The organism is Pseudomonas sp. S3E12 (assembly GCF_001702295.1).
GTDB classification, from domain to species: Bacteria; Pseudomonadota; Gammaproteobacteria; order Pseudomonadales; family Pseudomonadaceae; genus Aquipseudomonas; species Aquipseudomonas marginalis.
Genome location: NZ_MBDT01000033.1, coordinates 19911 through 41579, shown reverse-complemented (window position 1 = coordinate 41579; position 21669 = coordinate 19911). Strand labels below are relative to the sequence as shown.

General features: G+C 62.2%; 21 protein-coding genes. 2 read left to right on the top strand and 19 right to left on the bottom strand.

The genetic code is table 11. The features are described from left to right. Nucleotides 1-75 precede the first annotated feature (75 nt). The 4 genes from BB029_RS28600 to BB029_RS28585 are packed head-to-tail and all read right to left on the bottom strand — an operon-like array spanning nt 76 to nt 3584. Nucleotides 76-792: an ABC transporter ATP-binding protein gene (locus BB029_RS28600; protein ID WP_065941816.1), complete on the bottom strand. Its 717-nt coding sequence runs from the start codon at nt 790-792 to the stop codon at nt 76-78. Then, the gene (locus BB029_RS28595) at nt 785-1558 is read right to left on the bottom strand and encodes an ABC transporter ATP-binding protein (protein WP_065941815.1); all 774 of its coding nucleotides are present in this window, start codon (nt 1556-1558) and stop codon (nt 785-787) included. Before BB029_RS28595 ends, BB029_RS28600 begins: the two co-directional genes overlap by 8 nt. Beyond that, the gene (locus tag BB029_RS28590; protein WP_065941814.1) at nt 1555-2640 is read right to left on the bottom strand and encodes an ABC transporter ATP-binding protein; all 1086 of its coding nucleotides are present in this window, start codon (nt 2638-2640) and stop codon (nt 1555-1557) included. Before BB029_RS28590 ends, BB029_RS28595 begins: the two co-directional genes overlap by 4 nt. Further along, nucleotides 2637-3584: a branched-chain amino acid ABC transporter permease gene (locus tag BB029_RS28585; protein WP_065941813.1), complete on the bottom strand. Its 948-nt coding sequence runs from the start codon at nt 3582-3584 to the stop codon at nt 2637-2639. Before BB029_RS28585 ends, BB029_RS28590 begins: the two co-directional genes overlap by 4 nt. A gap of 172 nt (nt 3585-3756) precedes the next feature. Between BB029_RS28585 and BB029_RS28580 the strand changes: the two genes are divergently transcribed. Continuing rightward, nucleotides 3757-4653: a LysR substrate-binding domain-containing protein gene (locus BB029_RS28580; RefSeq protein WP_065941812.1), complete on the top strand. Its 897-nt coding sequence runs from the start codon at nt 3757-3759 to the stop codon at nt 4651-4653. 39 nt (nt 4654-4692) lie between these two features. Here BB029_RS28580 and BB029_RS28575 read toward each other — a convergent pair whose 3' ends face one another. Continuing rightward, complete coding sequence (locus tag BB029_RS28575; RefSeq protein ID WP_065941811.1) at nt 4693-5706, bottom strand: ABC transporter substrate-binding protein; 1014 nt, start codon at nt 5704-5706, stop codon at nt 4693-4695. Nucleotides 5707-5871: 165 nt separating this feature from the next. Between BB029_RS28575 and BB029_RS28570 the strand changes: the two genes are divergently transcribed. Continuing rightward, nucleotides 5872-6303, top strand: coding sequence for a hypothetical protein (locus BB029_RS28570; protein ID WP_065941810.1), 432 nt, complete (start codon nt 5872-5874; stop codon nt 6301-6303). 9 nt (nt 6304-6312) lie between these two features. Here the strand turns inward: BB029_RS28570 and BB029_RS28565 are convergent, their stop codons facing one another. From BB029_RS28565 to BB029_RS28500, 14 genes are all read right to left on the bottom strand, one after another. Continuing rightward, nucleotides 6313-7257, bottom strand: coding sequence for a class I SAM-dependent methyltransferase (locus BB029_RS28565; RefSeq protein WP_065941809.1), 945 nt, complete (start codon nt 7255-7257; stop codon nt 6313-6315). 11 nt (nt 7258-7268) lie between these two features. Further along, nucleotides 7269-8642 (bottom strand): iron-containing redox enzyme family protein, encoded by a 1374-nt coding sequence (locus tag BB029_RS28560; RefSeq protein ID WP_065941808.1) that lies wholly within the window; start codon nt 8640-8642, stop codon nt 7269-7271. Nucleotides 8643-8842: 200 nt separating this feature from the next. After that, the gene (locus tag BB029_RS28555; RefSeq protein WP_065941807.1) at nt 8843-9925 is read right to left on the bottom strand and encodes a chemotaxis response regulator protein-glutamate methylesterase; all 1083 of its coding nucleotides are present in this window, start codon (nt 9923-9925) and stop codon (nt 8843-8845) included. Then, entirely contained in the window at nt 9888-10418 is a 531-nt protein-coding gene (cheD, locus tag BB029_RS28550) for a chemoreceptor glutamine deamidase CheD (RefSeq protein ID WP_065941806.1), read from the bottom strand. The genes BB029_RS28555 and cheD overlap by 38 nt, the downstream gene beginning before the upstream one ends. After that, complete coding sequence (locus BB029_RS28545) at nt 10415-11224, bottom strand: protein-glutamate O-methyltransferase CheR (protein ID WP_065924564.1); 810 nt, start codon at nt 11222-11224, stop codon at nt 10415-10417. The genes cheD and BB029_RS28545 overlap by 4 nt, the downstream gene beginning before the upstream one ends. A 9-nt stretch (nt 11225-11233) precedes the next feature. Then, nucleotides 11234-11773 carry a chemotaxis protein CheW gene (locus BB029_RS28540; RefSeq protein WP_065941805.1) on the bottom strand — a complete coding sequence of 180 codons (540 nt, stop codon included), beginning with the start codon at nt 11771-11773 and terminating at the stop codon, nt 11234-11236. A 36-nt stretch (nt 11774-11809) separates the two neighbouring features. Then, complete coding sequence (locus tag BB029_RS28535) at nt 11810-13468, bottom strand: methyl-accepting chemotaxis protein (protein ID WP_065941804.1); 1659 nt, start codon at nt 13466-13468, stop codon at nt 11810-11812. Nucleotides 13469-13497: 29 nt separating this feature from the next. Beyond that, nucleotides 13498-15534, bottom strand: a complete 2037-nt coding sequence (locus BB029_RS28530; protein ID WP_065941803.1) for a chemotaxis protein CheA — start codon at nt 15532-15534, stop codon at nt 13498-13500. 41 nt (nt 15535-15575) lie between these two features. After that, nucleotides 15576-15863, bottom strand: a complete 288-nt coding sequence (locus BB029_RS28525; RefSeq protein WP_065941802.1) for a lipid asymmetry maintenance protein MlaB — start codon at nt 15861-15863, stop codon at nt 15576-15578. Between the two features lie 22 nt (nt 15864-15885). Continuing rightward, complete coding sequence (locus tag BB029_RS28520; protein WP_065873103.1) at nt 15886-16254, bottom strand: response regulator; 369 nt, start codon at nt 16252-16254, stop codon at nt 15886-15888. A gap of 9 nt (nt 16255-16263) precedes the next feature. Beyond that, the gene (locus BB029_RS28515) at nt 16264-17175 is read right to left on the bottom strand and encodes a methyl-accepting chemotaxis protein (protein ID WP_370671246.1); all 912 of its coding nucleotides are present in this window, start codon (nt 17173-17175) and stop codon (nt 16264-16266) included. Nucleotides 17176-18679: 1504 nt separating this feature from the next. Next, nucleotides 18680-20422 (bottom strand): ABC transporter substrate-binding protein, encoded by a 1743-nt coding sequence (locus BB029_RS28510; protein ID WP_027607296.1) that lies wholly within the window; start codon nt 20420-20422, stop codon nt 18680-18682. A gap of 162 nt (nt 20423-20584) precedes the next feature. Further along, nucleotides 20585-20857, bottom strand: coding sequence for a DUF2160 domain-containing protein (locus tag BB029_RS28505; protein WP_027607297.1), 273 nt, complete (start codon nt 20855-20857; stop codon nt 20585-20587). A 10-nt stretch (nt 20858-20867) separates the two neighbouring features. Beyond that, a complete protein-coding gene (locus tag BB029_RS28500) occupies nt 20868-21668 on the bottom strand; it encodes a carbohydrate ABC transporter permease (RefSeq protein ID WP_003174634.1) in 801 nt (266 codons plus the stop codon). Between the last annotated feature and the right edge of the window lies 1 nt (nt 21669).

Sequence of the window (21669 nt, the reverse complement as noted above, 5' to 3'; positions counted from 1 at the left end):
GTTCCTGTTTCTTTTCGGGCGGGTCGGAACACGCCGGGCGTCCGGTAGCGTCATGGGTGTTTTTTCATCGAGCCGTTATTCACCGAGGTAGGCGCTGCGCACCTCGGGGTGTTCAAGCAAATCTGCGGAGGGCCCGCTGAGGCTGATGCGGCCGGTGTCCATCACATAGGCGCGGTCGGTCACTTGCAGGGCCAGCCGTGCGTTCTGTTCCACCAACAGCAGGGTCATGCCCTGGCGACACACGTCGTCGATCACCTGGAAGATTTTTTCCACCATGATCGGCGCCAGGCCCATGGACGGCTCATCGAGGATCAGCAAACGCGGGCGTGACAGCAGCGCACGGGCCAGGGCGAGCATCTGTTGCTCACCGCCCGAGAGCAGGCCGGCGGACTGCTGCAGGCGCTCTTCCAGGCGCGGAAAGTGTTCGAACAGCTGGCGCATTTCGCGCTGCACCTGCTCGTTGTCACGGCGCAAAAACGCACCGGACTGAAGGTTCTCCAGCACGCTCATGCGCGCAAAAATTCCGCGCCCTTCCGGGACCATGGCGATGCCCTGGCGCAGCAACTGGTCCGGCGCCTGGCCGAGGATCGAGCGCCCGGCAAAGCGGATTGCACCCTGACTGGCCGGCAGCAGACCCATCAGCGCCTTGAGGCTGGAGGTCTTGCCCGCACCGTTGGCACCGATCAGCGTGACGCGCTCACCCTCGGCAATGTGCAAATCCAGGGATTTGACCGCCTCGATGGCGCCGTAGCGCACCTGCAAACCGTCGACGTTCAACAAGGCTTCAGACATGGGCACTGGCTCCCAGGTAGGCCTGGACCACTGCCGGGTGCTGGCGCATTTCGACGGGCGGCCCTACGGCGATGACTTGGCCGTAATCGAGCACGCTGATGCGGTCGCATACGCCCATCACCAGCTTCACGTCGTGCTCGATCAACAGCAGGGTATGGCCGTCGTCGCGGATCTTTTCCAGCAGGCCGCGCAACTGCACTTTTTCACTAGCATTCATACCCGCCGCCGGCTCATCCAGGGCCAGCAGGCGCGGTTCGGTGGCCAATGCGCGGGCGATTTCCAAGCGACGCTGATGGCCGTAGCTCAAGCTGTCGGCGCGATAATGGGCGAACCCCGCCAGCCCTACATACGCCAGCAGGCGATGGGCGTGGGCACGGGTTTGGGCTTCCTCGTCGCGAGCACGGCGATGCCTGCTCAAGGCAGCCCACAGGCCATTGCGGGTGCGCACATGGCGCCCGACCATGACGTTTTCCAGGGCGCTCATGGCATTGAACAAGCGGATATTCTGAAACGTGCGGGCAATGCCGGCTTCGGCCACCTGATGCACGCTGGTCGGCCGGTACTCCCGGCCATCGAGCTGGAAGCGCCCGGAATCCGGGGTATAGAGGCCGGTCATGACATTGAAGAAGGTGGTCTTGCCCGCGCCGTTGGGGCCGATCAGCCCGTAGATTTCGCCGGCCTGGATACTCAGGCTCACATCGGTCAACGCCGCCACGCCCCCGAAGTGTTTGTTGACCCGGTCAATCTGCAACAGAGGTGCGTTCATCGTGCCACTCCTTTGGGCCACAGCCCGGCGGGTCGATAGAGCATCGCCAGGATCAACGCGAGGCCGTAGAACAGTTGGCGGATGATTTCCGGGTCCACCAGCACTTGGCCGAACAACGCCTGCTGCAACGGGCCCATGCTCGCGCGCAACGCTTCAGGCAACGCCGCCAGCAGTACGCAACCGAGGATCACCCCCGGGATATGGCCCATGCCGCCGAGCACCACCATCGCCAGCACTGCAATGGACTCGTTGAGGGTGAACGATTCCGGCGAGACAAAGCCCTGGAACGAGGCGAACAGCGCGCCGCTCACCCCGCCGAACGCGGCGCCTATTGCAAACGCCAGCAACTTGAGGCGCACGGTGTTCACGCCCATGGCCTCGGCCGCTTCTTCGTCCTCGCGGATCGCCACCCAGGCACGGCCGATGCGCGAGCGCTCCAGGCGAATGCAGGCAAACAGAATCAGCACCACCAGCGCGGCGAACAGGTAGTAATAGAGGTACACCGACGGCAGGCGCAGGCCGAACAGTTCCTGGGTACGGCCCAGGTTCACGCCGAGCAGGTTCACCGGATCGACCTGGGCGATGCCTTTGGGGCCATTGGTGATATTCACCGGGCGGTCGAGGTTGCGCAGCAGGATACGGATGATCTCGCCAAAGCCCAGGGTGACGATGGCCAGGTAGTCGCCGCGCAGGCGCAAGGTCGGCGCACCCAACACCACGCCGCACCCCGCCGCGAGCAAGGCGCCCAGGGGCAGGATCAACCAGATCGAGGTGTGCATGCCCGCCGGCAGCAACGCCGCCAAGGCTGGAAACTGTTGCAGCAAATGGGGCGACGACAGCAACGCGGCCAGGTAGGCGCCCACCGCGTAGAACGCGATGAAACCCATGTCCAGCAGCCCCGCATAACCGACCACAATGTTCAGGCCAAGGGCGAGCATGATGTACAGCAGGGCAAAATCCAGGGTCCGCACCCAGGTGTTGCCACCGGCGTGGCCGACGATCCACGGTGCCAGCACCAGGGCCACGGCAAACAGCAGCAGGCCAAGGCTGGCGCGTTGATTGGCAGTGAGTGGGTTGATCATGCGCGGATCGCCAGACGTTCGCCCAACAGCCCCGAAGGACGGAACACCAGCACCGCGATCAGCACGATAAAGGCAAACACATCCTGATAATTGCTGCCGAACACCCCGTTGGTGGCGGCGCCCAGGTAGCCGGTGCCCAGGGCTTCGATCAGCCCCAGCAACAGGCCGCCGAGCATGGCGCCCTTGAGGTTGCCGATACCGCCCAGCACCGCGGCGGTGAAGGCTTTGATCCCCGGCAGAAAGCCCATGTAGAAATGCGCGCTGCCGTAGTTGCTGGCCATCATTACCCCGGCCAATGCCGCCAGGGCGCCGCCGATGGCGAAGGTGAGCACGATGACCCGATTCGGGTTGATGCCCATCAGGCTCGCGACCTGGGGGTTTTCCGCCACGGCACGCATGGCCCGGCCAAAGCGCGTGCGCTCGACCAGCACCAGCAGCGCGACCATCACTGATAGCGCAATGGCGATGGTGGTGAGGGCCGTGGCGTTGGTGACAGCCGGGTGCGCGGAGACCCCGGGCAGTACTTCGATGGGTTCCAGCGGCAGCAGTTGCGGGAACATTTGCGGGTTACGGGTCCAGACCAGCATCGCAATGGTTTGCAAAAGCAGCGACACCCCGATGCCGCTGATCAACGGCGCCAGGCGCGGCGCGTGACGCAGCCGGCGATAAGCGACGCGCTCGATCACCACCGCCAGCACCGCACAAAATGCCATGGCGACCAAGGTGGCCGTCAGCAACACCAGCAGCGGTGGCAACGCCGGCCAGGTCGCCTGCAACAGGCGAATCATCGACAAGCCCACGAGCGCACCGATCATCAGCACATCGCCGTGGGCGAAGTTGATGATGCGCAGGATGCCGTAGACCATGGTGTACCCCAGGGCCACCAGCGCGTAGAGACTGCCCGTCATCAAGCCGTTGAGCAGTTGTTGGATAAAACCATCCATGAAGACCGTCGACCTCAGTGCGTACAAGGGCGGCACACTAAGCATCTATTCTGTTTTTATCAAATATCAGAAAGTTATAGGGTTATGCCAAAGCAATAACAGGCTATTTATGCCGTAAATACGGCATTTATGGCTCTTTATTTGGACTGAAACTTGGTATTTAATTCAATACATGAATAAATCAGAACAGTTAGCCAATGACCCTCCCCTGCGTGCCGTGCGGACGTTCGAAGCGTTTGCGCGCCATGGCGGGGTGAATGCCGCCGCGCGCGAGCTGGACGTTTCCGCCTCTGCCATCAGCCATCAACTGCACCTGCTGGAAGACTTCCTGCAGCAGCCACTGACCCTGCGCCAGGGCCGCAACCTGGTGCTCACCGATGAAGGGCGCGAGTATTACCGTGCCATCCGCTCGGCCTTTGCCGTGCTGCGCAGCGCCACCGAACATGTGCGCGAGAAAAGCGCCACCCGCCAGGTGACCATCAGCCTGATCCCGCTGTTTGGCATCAACCTGTTTATCCCGCGCCTGGAGAACTTCCTCAAAGACCACCCGGCGCTGGACATCAACGTGACCTACGCCAACCACCGCAGCTACCCCAGCGATGCCGCCGACCTGTCGATTCGCTTCGGCACCGGGCACTGGCCGGGCTATCACAGCGAACCGCTGATCTCCGGCGCGGTGACCCCCTATTGCAGCCGCAGCTTTCTCGCCCAACACGGCCCCATCTACACGCCCCAGGCCTTGAGCGAACTGCCGTTGCTGCATGATGAAGAACGCGGCACCTGGGGCCAATGGTTCGAGGCCGCCGAGGTCGATACCACGGCGCTGAATGGCTTGCTGCTGGAAGACGGCCAACTGGCACTCACCGCCACCCTCACCGGCCTGGGCTGCGCGTTGCTGCGCGCGCCGCTGGTAGCGCCCCATGTGGCCAGTGGCGAGCTGGTGAAGCTGTTTGATCTGGAGGTCAATGATGGCCGCCAGTACTACCTGTGCCGGCGAGCCAACAGTGAGTTGTCGAGCGAGGGGAATGACTTGTATGACTGGATCAAGCGCAGCTTGAATGCGGTATAGGCATTGTGGAGATCCAAATGTGGAGGGGCGGTTTACAGGTCAGCTGCCGTTACCGCCATGGGCCTCTTCAAAGAAGTAGTCCTTCCAGCTCGCCGCCTTGTTTTTCAGTACGCCCAATTCCTGCAGTTTCTCGGCGTAGATGAAGGTACGCTGCGGCACGATGGTGAAGTCGATTTCCGGGTCCTGGACGATTTTTTCCACCAGGTCCAACGGCAGCTTTGACTGTTCTACACGGATATACGCCTTGGCCGCTGCGGGCTTGTCGGCCTTGATGATCTGCTCGGCTTCGGCCAGCGCGGCGTAGAACGCCTGGTAGGTCTTGGGGTTTTCGTCGTGGAATTTCTGCGTGGTGTAGAGCACGTTGAACGTCGCCGGACCGCCGAGGATGTCGTAGGAACTGAGCACCTTGTGCACGTTGGGGCTCAACAGTTCCTGGTACTGGAACGGCGGACTGGAGAAGTGCGCGTTGATCTCCGAACCACCGGCAATCAACGCGGCGGTGGCGTCGGGGTGGGCCAGGCTGATGGAGATGTCATCGAACTTCTTGTAGTGGGCATCGCCGAACTGCCTGGCGGTTTCGATCTGCAAGGTGCGCGACTGGAAACCTACCCCGGCGGCAGGCACGGCGATGCGGTCCTTCTCGCTGAAGTCCTTGAGGGTCTTCACGTTGGGGTTGTTGCTCAGCAGGTAGTTGGGCATCGAGCCCAAGGAGGCGATGGCCTTGACGTTCTGTTTGCCCTTGGTACGGTCCCACAGGGTGAGCATCGGCGGTACACCGGCGGACACCACATCCAGGGCGCCGGCCAGCAGCGATTCGTTCATGGCGGTGGCGCCGGAAATGCTGTTCCATTCCACCTGGATGTCCAGGCCCTGGGCCTTGCCGTGTTTTTCGATCAGGTGCTGGTCGCGCACCACATCGAGGATCAGGTAGCCGATGCCGAATTGCTGGGCGATGCTGATCTTGCCTTCGGCCTGGGCACCGGGGCTGAGCAACGCGCTGGCGGCGGCGAGGGACGCGGCCAGGAGGGTCAGGGAGGAACGCTTGAACGTCATGGGGAATCTGCCGCGTTTTCGAGAAGGTGATGGAGCGTAGCCGCGGTTTTTTAGACAGCAAAAGAATATCTGGGTCTATTGTTATGCAAATACCCCTAAAACGGCGCGCGGCTGGTATCGTGCCGCGCTTTGAAAAAACTGCCGCACACTGCGAGGAACTGCACGTTGAACACTGACGAAAAAATGACCGGGGACCTGTTCGAGGTGGATAAGCGCCTGTCACTCAAACCCGTGGTGGACTTCAACAGCTACCTGCGCAGCGCTTTCGGCGACGGTCCGTGCACCTGCATTCGTTGCACCGCCAGCGGCGGTGACGAAACCGGCTACGCGTTCCAGCACACCTTCAGCTTCGACGGCAAACCGACCCAGCGCCGCTTTGCCTCCACGGCGGGCAGTGATGTATTGATGGCACTGAAAAAAGCCTGGTTGTCTTTCACCAAGGCTGAGTTGCCTTCGAGTGGCGCGCTGGCGTTGGATACAGTGAAGGAATTTGTCGAACCGCAGTTGCACAAGCGCCTGGTGCCGCTGTTCCTCGCCAGTGGGTTGGTCAAGGAGGTGGACGGCGAGTTGCACCTGCAGCCACAAGCTGCGGCCTGAACATAATCGTCAGCGCAAACGGGTGACGGTGAGCGCCACCACGGCGATCCGCTCCACACGCTCATAGCCGGGCTTTTCCAGCTCTTCGCCGAACACATCGGGGTCGAGTTCGCGGTAGGTCCACCCAAAGGCATCGCTGCCCAGCAACGGCTTGACGGCGGCCAGGAACGGATCCTCCCCGGCGACAATCGCCACGCCGGTGTAGAGCACCAGACTGCCGCCCAGGGCCAGGCGCCCAACGGCCTCGCCGGCGATGCGCACCGACAGTTGCTCGCCCAGTGCCCCGCCGCCATGCCGGTAGGCCCGCTGGCGGTCGTCATTCATGTAGGGCGGGTTGGCGACGATCAGGTCGAATGTTCCTTCGACGCTGCCCAGCACATCGCCGTGGTACGCCGTGACATTCGCCAACCCGGCCAGCTCGGCATTCACCGCCGTGAGGCGCAGGGCGCGCGGGTTGATGTCCACCGCCAGTACCTCGGCGTCAGGCCGCGCCCGGGCGACCACCAATGCGCCTACGCCGGCGCCGCAGCCGATGTCCACGGCGCGCTTGATCGGCTCGAAGCGCTGTTGCATATGGGCTTCGATCAGTTGGGCAAACCGATAGCTGTCAGGCCCGAAAAACACCGCGTCCGCTTGCGTGGTGGGGTACGCCGAATGGGCAAACAGCAGGTCGTCCAGGCTCGACCAACGCACCGCACTGCGCCACAGCGCCTCGTGTTTTTCGACCACATCGGCCTGCTGCAGCTCCTCACGAAACGCCTCGGGCAACAGCTCGTGGTCAAACGGCAGCGACCAGCCGAAGACATCCCGCAGGTCCTTCGCCAGCGGCGCTCCCTGGCGCTGGAAAAACCGTTCATGGGTCAAGGGCGTTGGCGTGATGAAGCGGTAGCCATTTTCCTTCAACCCCCGGCCCAGGTTCAGCAGGGCGCGGTCGGCGAGTTGTTGTGCAGACATGGGTGATTTCCTCAGCGCAGGCGCGCCCGCAATTGGATGAAGCGGCGAGTGGCATACAACCCGGCAGGTGTGCAGTGACGTCGTGCCGACAGCCACGGGATCAGCGCATTGAGCTGCTGTTCATCGGGCAGGTTCCACAGCGAATCCACCAGCGCCTGGGTGTCCGGGTCGGACGGGCGATCCTGCGCGCGCGCGGAACGGCTGCCACGTCCAGGCCGTACCAGGGCCACACGTTGAGCGCTGATCCAGTCACCCGCGATCCAGTCGTGCAGCAGCTGTTTCTCATAGCCGCTGAATACGCCGAACATCGCCGCGCCCGCACCTTCGATCAATTGCCAGAAGCGACTCTCGGCCGGATTCTGGTTGCGCTTGATCCAGCCCTTGTCTTCCAGGGCCTGGAGAAAGGCGCCGATCTGCCCCGGCCGCGCCAGCCATTGGTTGACGGTCTTGCCTTCGAAGCGGCAGTAATCCGAATGCATGTGCTGGCCGAACGTGCGCTTGCGTTCAAGCATGGCGACCACTTCGTCATTCAGGTTGAAGTCGTGGATAACGGCGCTGGTCCCCGGGCCGAGGTCATTCAGGCGATACCCCTCGGCCACGCGGCGATAGAAGTCCTCCCTGCCCTCGCCCAATGGCAACAGGTTCAACACCGACTGCGCCGCCTTGCAGGCGTGGCCGCTGCTGGCATTGTCGATAGTGACGTGGAGGGTGAAGTAATACGGGTCGATGCCCAGTTCGCTCAACTCATACGCGGTGATCAGCAGGTGCAACGGCAACTGCTCATAGCCGAGGTTGAAACCGATGATCTCCGGCAGGAAGTCGTCGGCGCACAGGCCCAGCGCCAGTTGCAGGGCGCCTTGCAAGTAATGATCGTCGTCCAGGCCGGCGTCGCTGTCGGCATCATGCTCGCTGAGTAATTTGCGGTAGATCACCACATGGTTCTGCGCCGCTTCGCCGTCACCCAACTCTTCCAGGTAAGTGGTGAGCAGGCCGTCGAAGCGCGGGTCCTGCCAGTAGCGCAGCAACCCGTTGAGCCAGGCACCGTCGACCTGTTTGGTCGGCGCCACACGCTGCAGGAAATACAACGCATGGGCCTTGTTCTGAAAATAACGACGTGGCCGGCCTTGCTGGCGTTGCTCAAGGTAATCGGCATAGGCCTGGGCCACGTCAGCGCAGCGCTGTTCGATCCACGCCGGCAGTCGTTCGGGCATCTGCGGCAACTCACTGGGCGCGTCGCGCACCTGCGCCAAGTGCGTGCGTAGAAACTCCCGCGCAACCTCTTCAGCGCCAGGGGTTTCGCCATACAGGTGTTGGTACAACCACTGGTACTGACCCGGTTGGGTGATGGAGGCCGGCCGGCCCGACAGCGCTGTGAGAAGCGTCATGATGGCAGTTTCCGCAAAGTCCGATCCAACCAGGCCTCCCGACAAGGAGGCCCCGCAAGCGCGCTCAACAGCACACGCGTCTAAAGTGCAGAGCCTGCGGGCATGGGGAAAATTCAATCGGGGTTGTGCGGGTGCGGATCAGTGGTCGTCAGTAGCCCACGCCGCGGATTCTGGCGCAGCGCAAAAGCCGGCGCGCGACGTCACTTATACAAGATCGCCTGATGGATATCCTCCAGCGCCATGATGCGTTGGGCGGCATTCAGCTTGATGGCCTCCTTGGGCATGCCAAACACCACGCAGCTGGCCTCGTCCTGGGCCACCGTGGCGGCTCCGGCCTCGAGCATCTCCTTGAGCCCGCGCGCGCCGTCGTCACCCATGCCGGTCATGATGATGCCGGTGGCGTTCCTGCCGGCGAACTTGGCCACCGAGCGAAACAGCACATCCACGGATGGCCGGTGCCGGTTGACCAAAGGCCCATCAATGACCTGAGCGTGATAATAGGCGCCGCTGCGGGTCACCATCAGGTGCTTGCCACCCGGCGCGATCAGGGCCAGGCCCGGTAGAATGCGGTCGTTGTTGCGCGCTTCGCGCACCTCGATCTCGCATACGCTGTTGAGGCGCTCGGCAAACGAGGCGGTGAATTTTTCTGGCATGTGCTGCACGATCACCATGCCTGGGCACACCCTCGGCAGTGCCGTCAGAACCGCCTCCAACGCTTGGGTACCGCCGGTGGACGTGCCGATGGCAACGATACGCTCGGTGGTCTGTGCCATGGCATGGCCATTGGCGGCAGGCAGGATCGCATCCGCAGTGAGCTTGCTGGCCGGAGCCAGTACCGGCGCCGGGCTGGCGCTGCGCTTGCCCAGGTTCCTGACGTTGGAGTTCGCTGCGGCGCGGATCGCGGCCACCAGCTCGGCCGCCGACTCGATCAGGAAACTCTTCAACCCGGTGGTGGGCTTGGTGATGATTTCCACCGCGCCCGCCGACAGCGCCTGCAGGGAGGTTTCCGCGCCTTTCTGGGTCAGCGAGGAACAGATCACCACCGGCGTCGGCCGTTCGCTCATGATTTTCTTGAGAAAGGTGATGCCGTCCATGCGCGGCATTTCCACGTCCAGCACGATCACATCCGGCCATTCCCGGGCGAGTTTATCCATGGCGAAAATCGGGTCGGAGGCGGCGCCCATGACGTGGATATCCGGCGTATCGCTGAGAATCGCCAGCAGTACCTGGCGCACCACGGCCGAATCATCGACGAGCAGCACACTGATTTTTTTGGTAGGCATCTTGTTGAATTGTTCCCATTGGTTGGTGCCGGACCCAGACGTTGCCGTTCCACAGGTCGAACATGATCGTGCGGTAACCGGTACTGCCCATGTCCTGGGCCGTCAGGTGCAGGTGATAGCGCTCGGCCAGGGCCAGCGCCGCGCGAATATTCAGGCTGGCCACGTCCTGCGTCGGCAGGCGGCGCAGCTGGGGAAACATCTTGCCGCCGCCGAACAACTTGACCTCGTAATCCTGTGCATGGGTGCCATTGATCTCGGCGTGGCGCAGCAACAGTTCCAGGGCTTCGTCGGCATATCGGCCGTCCAGGGGCTGATGGTCGCGCACGCGCCCCGGCAGCATGAAGTGACACATGCCGCCGATCAGCCGTTGCGGGTGCCAAAAAGTGATCGCCACGCAAGAGCCGAGCAAGGTGCGCAGGCGCGTCGGCCGCGTCGCAAAGCTGACCTGGCCAGGCGCCAATACCACTTCGGCCGTACCGACGGGCTTTTTCATGGCTTGCGGTAAATCGACGGCGCCACCAGCTTCAAGGTGTCATTGACACCGTGGAGGCTTTCCGAGTGACTGATGATCAGGTAACCGCCCGGCTTGAGCAGCGGCAACAGGCGCGCGACCACCTGGCTCTTGGTCTGCTGGTCGAAATAAATCATCACGTTGCGCAGGAAGATCACCTCGAACTCACCCAGGGCCGGCAGCGCTTCGTTAAGGTTGACCTGGACAAAATTGACGCGGCTACGCAAGGCCTTGTCGATCAGCAAGGTGCCCTCCTGGCGACCAATGCCCTTGAGGCAATACTTGGCCAGCAGCGGTTGGGGCAATGTCTCGGTGCGTTCCAGGGAGTAATGGCCGGTGCGCGCCTTGGCCAGCACCTGGGAGCTGATGTCCGAGCCGACCACTTCCCAGGGCGTGCTGCCGAGGCTTTCGGCCAGGGTCATCGCCAGGCTGTAGGGTTCTTCACCGGAGGAGCTGGCCGCGCTCCACACGCGAAACACCTTGCCCGGCGCGGCCCGGGGCAGCACGTGCTGACGCAGGAAGTCGAAGTGCTTGGGCTCGCGAAAAAAATAGGTTTCGTTGGTGGTCAGCAAATCCAGCGCAACCTGCAGTTCGCCCTTGCGCTGGTCATTCATGATCAGCTTGAAATACTCACCATAGCTGTGCAGCTCATAGTGCTTGAGGCGCTTGAACAGGCGCCCGGCCACCAGGGCTTTCTTGGTCGGCGACAGGTTGATGCCGGCCGCGCGGTACAGCCAGGTCTGGAACTGACCGAATTCATGGTCATCGATGGACACGGTGTCTGCCATGGTCGGGTCTCAACGCGGGTCGAAGTCGAGGGCCGGCGCCTGGCCGGCCTCGGCGAGGCTGGACATCTCATCGATGGACAGCACCTTGCCCACCTCCAGCACGATCACGAACTTGCCGTCGACCTTGGCCATGCCGCTGATGAAGTCGGCGCGAATTCGTGCGCCGAAGTTGGGTGGCGGCTCGATCTGCGTCGCCGGGATCTCCCGCACCGCAGACACCGTATCGACCAGCAGCCCGATGTCCTGGGCCTGGCCATCTTCGGTACTCGCCTCGATGATGATCACGCAGGAGCGCCGGGTGATCGCCGAGTTGGCCCGGCCAAAGCGCGCCGACAGGTCGACCACCGGCACCACCGCGCCGCGCAGGTTGATCACCCCGCGTACGAAAGCGGGCATCATCGGCACCACGGTCAGGCTGCCGTATTCGATAATTTCCTTGATCCCCAGGATGCCGATGGCGAACATTTCGCCGCCGAGCATGAAGGTCAGATACTGCGCATCCTCATCGACCGCTGCTGCGGTCTGCCGAGTCGTCATTGCTGCACCCATGTCACTCTCCCTAGTAGGCCCGTATTGATCGTGGGATCAGAAGCGGGTGAAATCCGCTTCGTCCGGGGCACTGGCCATGGTGTAGGCGAACGCCTTGCGCTGCGCCGGTGGTTTCGGCTGTGGCGCCTGACGGTTGGGCTTGCTGCCCGGGCTGTCCACGCTGTTGCTTTGAACCGCAACCTTGGGCGCTGAATCCAGCACGAAAAAGCTCATGGCCTGTTGCAGTTGCTCGGCCTGGCTGCTCATTTCTTCCGCCGTGGCCGCCAGTTCCTCGCTGCTCGAGGCATTTTGCTGGGTCACCTGGTTGAGCTGGGTCATCGCGGTATTGATCTGCGCGACACCGGCCGCCTGTTCCTCGGACGCGGCGCTGATTTCCTGCACAAGGTCGGACGTCTTGTTGATGGAGGGCACCATTTCGTCGAGCAACTTGCCGGCCTTCTCGGCCATGTCCACGCTGCTGGAGGACAGTTCACCGATTTCCTGGGCGGCAACCTGGCTGCGTTCGGCCAACTTGCGCACTTCGGCGGCCACCACGGCGAATCCCTTGCCGTGCTCGCCGGCCCGAGCGGCCTCGATGGCGGCGTTGAGCGCGAGCAGATTGGTCTGGTAGGCGATGTCATCGATGATGCTGATGCGCTGGGCGATTTTCTTCATCGCCACCACGGTCTGCTGTACCGATTCGCCGCCCTCGGTGGCTTCCTTGGCGGCCTTGCTGGCCATGCCATCGGTGACCTTGGCGTTTTCGGTGTTCTGGTTGATGCTGGCGCTCATCTGCTCGACCGACGCACTGGTTTCCTCGACGCTGGCGGCCTGTTCACTGGTGGCCTGGCTCATCGATTGCGCGGTGGCGCTGACCTCCTCGGAGGCGCTGGCCAGGTTATCGGCGGCATTACGCACTTCGCCGATGATATGGGCGAGCTTGCCGACCATGTTGCGCATGGCGTTGAGCACCATGCCGGTTTCATCTTTCCCGCCCGGCTCGATGTGCGCGTTGAGGTTGCCTTCGGCCAATTGCTCGGCGGCGCTCGCGGCCTGGCGCAACGGGCGGGAAATGATCCGCGCGATGAACATCGCCAGGCCCAGGCCGATCAACAGGGCGGCGACCAGTACCGCGATGATCGACACCCGCGCGCTTTCGTACAGTGCGGAACCCTTGTCACCTGCGGCCGTTGCGCCGGCATCATTGAGTTCGACCATTTTCTGCAGGCGGGCCGTCACCTCATCGAAATGCCCCTTGGACTCTCCCCTGAGCAAACCGCGCGCCTGGGCTTCCTGGTTCTGGCGGGAAAACTCAAGCAACAGCTTGCTGGATGCCAGGTAGGCGTCCCAAGCGCTTTTCACACTGGCCAGGAGTTGCCGATCTTCATCGTTCGACAGCAACTGCTCGTAGTTGACCATGCGGGTTTCGAACTGTTGACGCGCATCAGCGGCCTCGCGTTCGGCCTGGGCCTTTTCCTCGGCAATCTCGGTGCCGATGTGGCGGTTCTCTTTCAAGCGATAGTTGGCAGCAAAAAAGCGCATGCCTGCCGCTGCACGCATGGAGGGCATCCAGTTGCCCTTGATGTCCTGGGCGGCCTGGTTGACCGCACCAAGCTGGAGGATGGCGAAGCCGCCCATGGCTCCAGTGAGTGCCAGGACCACCAGGAATGAACAGATCAACTTGGTGGAAATTTTAAGATCGTAGAACCATTTCATCGGGGAACCTCCATGGAATTGCAAATGCGTCAGCGAGCGACGGCCGGTGGCGACTGAGATGCCTGGGCCGTGCGGGCCTCCAGTTGTACGATTTGGTTGAGCAGTACCGGTACGTCCAGGATCAGGGCCACCGCGCCGCTGCCCAATATGGTCGAGCCGCTGATGCCACGCAGTGCACCGAACAGCTTGCCCAGGGGTTTGATCACGGTCTGGAACTCGCCGAGCAGGTCATCCACCACCAGCCCGGCCTTATGCTCGGCGTAACGCACCACCACCACATTCTGGCGTCGGGACGCGGGGCCTTCGTGACTGAAGTGGTCGCGCAGGTGCACCAACGGCAACACCTCGCCACGCAGGTCCAGATAACCCGTGTCGCGACTGGACTGGCGCTGCTGTTCATCCAGTTCGATACACTCCTGGACCATGTCCAGGGGAATCACGTAGGTGGATTGGTCGATGCCGACCAGGAACCCATTGATGATCGCCAGGGTCAGCGGCAAGCGAATGCGCACCACGGTGCCCTGGCCGGGGCGGCTGTCGAGGTCGACGGTGCCGCGCAACAAGGTGATATTGCGCTTGACCACGTCCATGCCGACACCGCGCCCGGACAGGTTGGTCACCGCCTCGGCTGTGGAGAACCCGGCCTCGAAGATCAGGTTGTAGATCTCCTGGTCGGTGAGCACCGCACCGCTGGCCACCAGCCCGCGCTCCTGGGCCTTTTGCAGGATGCGTTCGCGGTTGAGGCCGGCGCCGTCGTCGGCGATCTCGATGACGATGCTCCCCGAGTCGTGGTAGGCATTGAGGCTCAGATGGCCCTTGGCCGACTTGCCGGCCGCCCGCCGCGCATCGGCGCTTTCGATGCCGTGGTCCATGGCGTTGCGCAACAGGTGCATCAGCGGGTCGCCGATCTTCTCGACCACGGTCTTGTCCAGTTCGGTTTCCGCGCCGCTGATGCTCAGTTCGATGTCCTTGCCCAGCTCCTGGCTGATATCGCGCACCACGCGGCGAAAGCGGTTGAACGTGTCGCCGATGGGGATCATGCGCAAATGCAGGGCGCCATCGAGGATCTCTTCCACCAGCCCCGAGACTGTCGAGGAGGCCTCGTGCAACGGGTCGTTGTTACAGGACCGGGCCAGCAGGTTCGCGCCGGCGCTGGCGATGACCAGCTCGCCGACCAGATTGATCAATTCGTCGAGTTTGTCGGCGTTGACGCGCACGTAATTGCCGTCGCGGCTTTTCGCTTCGCCGCTCGCCAGGCGCTGCGGTGCAGCCGTCACAAGACTTGGCTCGGCCTGCGTGCACGGCTCGCCCGCCGGGGCCTGGGTGCTGTCGGGCGCTTCATCGACGGCACTGATGTGCACGTCACAGTCGTCACGCACGAAATCGAACACCTCGTTGAGGCTGGCGTGGCTGGCGGTCGAGCGCAGGTCGATCTCGAAACCCAGGTAGCAGCTTTCCGGGTCCCAGCTGTCCATGGGCGGGATGCTATCGGTCAGGGTGGCGACCTGTATCAACTGCCCCAAGGTCTCGAGGTAGCGCAGAAATGACAGCGGGTCCATGCCATTACGGAACACATCCGTGCCGAAGCGCAGGGAAATATGCCAAAGCACTTCGACCGCCACGTCGTCGGTCACCTCAGCGGTTTCGACGCTGGCAACGGCGGTTCGCATCGGCTGGTAGGCACTCAGCGCCTCGCGCAATGCCTCACCGCGCTCCAGAGCGGCAGGGGTCGGCGTTTCACCGCGGTCAGCGACCACTTCGACCAGTTCGAGTATGTGGTCGCCGCACTTGAGCAGCAGCGCGATCAAGGCGGCGTCCACCGCCACACTGCCTTCGCGCAGGCGGTCAAGCACGTCTTCGACGATATGCGTGAACCCCACGATCGACGCCAGGCCGAAAAGGCCCGCCGAACCCTTGATGGTGTGCGCGGCGCGGAAAATCGCGCCGATGGCATCCTGGTCGCCGGGCTCGCTTTCCAATTGCAGCAGGGATTGCTCCATGGCCTGCAACAGCTCGCGTGCCTCAACGATGAATGTCTGTTGTGCCTGATCGAGATTGATGCTCACCGTGACTTTCCTTGTCGATCAAAAAACCTGGGAAGCGCTGACTAAGAAGTCGCGCTGCGACACAGTTGAAGCGCCTGCATGACTACCTGGCTCTGGCCGGTCACGCTCAAGGCGGTACCGGCGATGCCGGCTTCACGCCGGATGACCGCGAGCAACTGCAAGCCGGCGCCATCCATTTCCGTGACCTCAGACAGGTCCAGCTCCAGGCGTGGCGCCGCGCCCATCTGCGGCAGCAGCGCAGCCGCCAATTCCGCTACGGTGTAGATCGTAAGCTCGCCGTCAATGCGTACGTGGGCCGTGTCGTCGAGTGTTTCAGTGGTAATCGGCATGGGAGCCTCCCTGGCGCCGGGGTCAAGGCAGAATCAGTTTAGACACGGCTGCCAACATCTGCGCAGGCTGGAACGGCTTGACCACCCAGGCCTTGGCGCCGGCGGCCTGGCCCTCGGCCTTTTTCGACTCCTGGGACTCGGTGGTCAGCATGATGATCGGGGTGAACTTGTAGTTGGCCAGCTTCTTGACCTCCTTGACGAAGGTGATGCCGTCCATGTTGGGCATGTTCACGTCGCTGATGATCAGGTGCACTTTCTGCCCGGTCAGCTTGCCCAGGGCATCTTTGCCGTCGCTGGCCTCGATGACGTCGTAACCGGCGCTTTTCAAGGCTATGCCGACCACTTGCCGCACGCTGCTGGAGTCGTCGACCACTAATACATTCTTCGCCATGATGTGCTCCTAAAAGAAGGTGATGTCTTGAGAATTCTGCTGCACGGCCGCCTCTCCATGATGGAGGCGCCGTTGCTCGTCGGTGGCATAGGTAGCTTCCATGCGCGCCAGCCATTGGCGGGCGTCGACGGCCACCGGCTGGTCCGGGGCCTGGCTGGCCTGCAGGAGGTGCTCATGCAGGGCGTGCATGTTGTCGCGTACGTGGCTGAGGATCTGGCTGACCCGGTCCTGGAATTGCAGGTTGACCAGTACTTCGGTCATCTCATCCCGGATGCCGTAGCTTTCCTGCTTGAGCAGGTCGGCGGATTCGGCCAGACGGCCGGTGATGTTCTGGAAGCGTTCGAGCACCACTTGAATACTGTTTTCGGACTCGGCCACCGAATGGCTGTCCTGGTCGGCACTGCTGGACGCGGCCTGGACCAATTGCGTAATGGCGTTGTTGATGATGTCGACCTTGGCCGACATCTGCTGGCCGGTTTCACTGGATTTGCTCGACAGGCTGCGCACCGCGTCGGCCACCACCGCAAAACCGCGCCCGGCCTCACCGGCACGCGCCGCCTCGATGGCTGCGTTGAGGGCCAGCAGGTTGGTTTGCGCGGCAATCGCCGCCACATCGGCGGCCATGGTCCGCAGTTCGCCGGTGTAGGCGGTCAAGCTGCGGACCTGGGCCAGGGTCTGGTCACGGCTGGTTTGGGTGGCCTTGAGCGAATTGATCACCTGGCTCAGCTCGCTGTCACTGCGTGCCAGCACCTCAAGCGCGCCGTCAGCGGCCTGCCCGTCCAGTTCGCCGGCCGCGTGCTGCGAAGCTTGTACCGTTTCCTGCAAGCGTGCGGCGATCCCGGTGAAACGGTTGGCCAGACTCACGATCGCTTCTTCGGTCTGATGGCGCGAGCTTTCCACCTGCTTGGCCCAGATGGGCATGGCGCCCAGCAATACCTCGTCGAGCTGGGCACGGGAGGCCATGCCGTCATGCGCCGCGTGCGCATCTGACTGATCCGCCTGTGCAAGCGCTTGCTGCATTGCGTTGCGCTGCGAACCCGCGCTCCACGCACAGGCACCGAGGCCGATCAGCACCAGTACCGTGCAGGCCAGCAGATTGGCCGGCGAGGTTGATTGCACAAGTATCCACAACACGGCCGGCACGACCGGGATCAAAGCGAACCAGCGAAAACGTGGATAAACGGGAAGAGTCAGGCGGCTGGATTGGCGCTGGGGCATGAGTTCGATCCTTGAACGTTGTTGCGGATGTAAGTGACATAGTTGTTATCTGCGCTGTAACTCGCAACTTGAGGTGACTTGAGTGCCTTCCGTCTGGTTTATGACCGCAGGGTGACAGGCCGGGCAATTCTGGGTCCTTGTTCCTGAAGGATCAGCGGTGGTTTACCGAACAGGGGTTTGTCGCAAGCGCTGGCGAGCGAGTCTGTCTTTCAGGCTGAAAAATCTCTTTGTGGTGAGGGCGGTTGGTTCCGTGGCGGCCTTCGGGCCGACCATGTCGTTGGGTTTGACCGAGTACATATCCGTTGCTGCGGTCACGGCTGCCTACGGTTCCGCCCTTACGGCGGGTCACTTTGGAAAAGCCCCAAAGTAACCAAAGGGCTCTTGCCCCACCACTCGGTACCTCGCCTAGGCTCGGTATTCCCGAACGAAGGCATGAATCCGTGGGCCGCCGTCATGGGCCATCCATGGCCCAGGACGGCTAACCCGGCGTCCTGCCGGGTTACCCACGGATTCAAGCCTGCGTTCGGCCAGCGTGGTTAACGGGGCGCCTAGGATCAAGATCAAAAGCCAGAGCAAAAGCAGAGCAGAAGCAAACCGAGGTCCATCTGATATATGGAGATCCAAATGTGGGAGGGGGCTTGCCCCCGATGAGGGTGGGTCAGTGATACTTGGGTTGACTGACTCACCGCTATCGGGGGCAAGCCCCCTCCCACATTTTTTACCGAGTACACCAGACCCAACTCCGGTCGGCTCTAAGGCCGCCGCGCTTTGGCTTTTGATCTCAAATCGCCCCGTTAAACACGCTGGCCGAACGCAGGTTTTGGAGCGTGGGTAACCCGGCAGGACGCCGGGTTAGCCGCGCTGGGCCATGGATGGCCCATCGCGGCGGCCCACGCTCCAAAGCCTTCGTTCGGGCACACCGAGCCTAGGCGAGGTGCCGAGTGTTGGGGCGAAGACCTTTTGGTTACTTTTGGGTCTTTCCAAAAGTGACCCGCCGTAAGGGCGGAACCCATAGCGGCCGTTACCGCAGCAACGGATATGTACTCGGTCAAACCCAACGACATGGTCGGCCCGAAGGCCGCCACGAAAGTAAGCTGCCCATACTCAAGATTGCCTGACCACCGCGCGTCACAGAGCTGCGCCTTCATGTTTGCACCAAAACAAAACGGCACCTGGGTGCCGTCTTGTGGTTCACGCCCGGGCACGTTTACTTACGCGCTGCCTCCCACTGCTTGAGCAGGTCGCCGTAGGCCACGGTCTCGCCTTTCGGTTTCTCGTTGGCCAGTTTCGGTTTCGGCGCACCCGGTTGGTCGAACCAGTATTGCGCATCACGCTCGGGGTTCATTTTCGGGCCGCACACCGGCTGCACCTTGGAGCGCTCCAGGCGCGTCATGATCGCGTCCTGCTCCTTGGCCAGGTTGTCGAGGGCCTGTTGCGGGGTTTTCTCGCCGCTGGCGGCGGCGGCGATGTTGCTCCACCACAGTTGCGCCAGGCGTGGGTAGTCCGGCACGTTGGTGCCGGTCGGGGTCCACTCGACCCGCGCCGGGCTGCGGTAGAACTCCACCAGGCCACCGAGTTTCGGCGCCATGTCGGTCATGGCCTGGGAGTTGATGTCGGACTCACGAATCGGCGTCAGGCCGACGATGGTTTTCTTCAGGGACACGGTTTTCGAGGTCACGAACTGCGCGTAGAGCCAGGCCGCGAGTTTCTGTTTCTCCGGGGTGGACTTGAGGAAGGTCCAGGAACCCACGTCCTGGTACCCCTTCTTCATGCCTTTTTCCCAATACGGTCCGACCGGCGACGGCGCCATGCGCCATTTCGGCGTGCCGTCGGCGTTCACCACCGGCAGGCCCGGCTTGGTCATGTCGGCGGTAAACGCGGTGTACCAGAAGATCTGCTGGGCGATGTTGCCCTGGGACGGCACCGGGCCGGATTCGGAGAAGGTCATGCCCGCCGCTTCCGGTGGCGCATAGGCTTTCATCCAGTCCACGTATTTCTGCGTGGCGAACACCGCCGCCGGGCCGTTGGTGTCGCCGCCACGGGTGACGCTGGAGCCTACCGGGTGGCAGTCCTCCACGCGGATGCCCCACTCGTCCACCGGCAAACCGTTGGGCAAGCCCTTGTCGCCGCCGCCGGCCATGGAGAACCAGGCATCGGTGAAGCGCCAGCCCAGGGACGGGTCTTTCTTGCCGTAGTCCATGTGCCCATAGATGCGCTTGCCGTCGATTTCCTTGACGTCTTCGCTGAAGAATTTGGCGATGTCTTCATAGGCCGACCAGTTCACCGGCACGCCGAGGTCATAGCCGTATTTTTCCTTGAACTTGGCTTTCAGTTCCGGACGCTCGAACCAGTCGGCGCGGAACCAGTAGAGGTTGGCGAATTGCTGGTCGGGCAGCTGGTAGATCTTGCCGTCCGGCGCGGTGGTGAAGGAGATGCCGATAAAGTCCTTGATATCCAGGGTGGGCGAGGTAAAGGCCTTGCCTTCGTTGGCCATCAGGTCGGTGATGGATTCGGTCTTGCCATAGCGAAAGTGCGTACCGATCAAGTCGGAATCGTTGACCCAGCCGTCATAGATATTCTTGTCGGACTGCATCTGGGTTTGCAGTTTCTCCACCACGTCGCCTTCCTGCAGCAGGTCGTGGGTCAGCTTGATGCCGGTGATTTCGCTGAAGGCCTTGGCCAGCACCTTGGATTCGTACTCGTGGGTGGTGAGGGTTTCCGACACCACGTTGATCTTCATCCCACGGAACGGTTCGGCGGCCTTGATAAACCACTTCAACTCCTCAAGCTGCTGGTCGGCCGTAAGGGTCGACGGCTTGAACTCGCTGCCGATCCATTTCTTCGCCGCATCTTCATACGCATCAGCCCAGGCCGAAGCGCTCAAACCGCTGAGGGCCAGTACGGCGGCCAATGAAATGCTATGTCGCAGCTTATTGTTCTTATTCAACATAGAGACCTCCTGGTTAATTTCAAAAAGGACTACAAACGCCACAACCCCCTGTAGGAGCGAGCTTGCTCGCGAAAAACCCGAGGACACCGCGGACATCCAGAATGCCCGCGTTATCGTTGGCGATTTTCGCGAGCAAGCTCGCTCCTACAAGGTGTCGGGGCACTAGCCCCAACGCATCACACTCAACAGCCATACCAGGGAGAGCGCGGACGCTACCCAGATGCTCCAGTCGGTAACGCCGATCACCAGCAAATGCAGGTAGGCGCTGCCGAGAAGACCGATAAACAAGCGATCACCACGGGTGGTGCTGATCGGCAGGACGCCGCGCCGCGGAATGCTCGGCGAGCGCAGCTCCCAGGTGGTCATGCCCGCCAGAATCAGGGCAATGCCGCCAAAGAACAGTGCAGTGGGGGTGGTCCAGGCCATCCATTCCATCATCGACTCCTCAGACCCGGCCCAGGGCAAAGCCCTTGGCCACATGATTGCGAACAAACCAGATCACCAGCATGCCGGGCAGGATGGTCAACACCCCCGCCGCTGCCAGCACGCCCCAATCGATACCCGAGGCCGACACCGTGCGGGTCATCACCGCGGCGATGGGCTTGGCGTTGACCGAGGTCAGGGTGCGCGCCAGCAGCAGCTCGACCCAGGAAAACATGAAGCAGAAAAACGCGGTCACACCGATGCCGGAGCCGATCAGCGGGATAAAAATCTTCACGAAGAACTTGGGAAAACTATAGCCGTCGATGTAGGCGGTTTCGTCGATTTCCTTGGGCACCCCGGACATGAAGCCCTCCAGGATCCACACCGCCAGCGGTACGTTGAACAGGCAGTGGGCCAGGGCCACGGCGATGTGCGTGTCGAACAGGCCGATGGACGAATACAGCTGGAAAAACGGCAGCAGGAACACCGCGGGTGGCGCCATGCGGTTGGTCAGCAGCCAGAAGAACAGGTGCTTGTCGCCCAGGAAGCGGTAGCGCGAGAAGGCATAGGCTGCCGGCAACGCCACGCTCAGGGAAATCACCGTGTTCAGGCTCACGTAGTACAGCGAGTTGAGGTAACCGGTGTACCAGCTCGGGTCGGTGAAGATCACCTTGTAGTTGGCCAGGGTGAAATCTTGCGGAAACAGGGTCAGCCCGCCGAGGATTTCGGTGTTGCTCTTGAAGGACATGTTCAGCAGCCAGTAGATCGGCACCAGCAGGAACAGGATGTAGATCAGCAGCGGAATAACCTTGCGCTTGCTCATG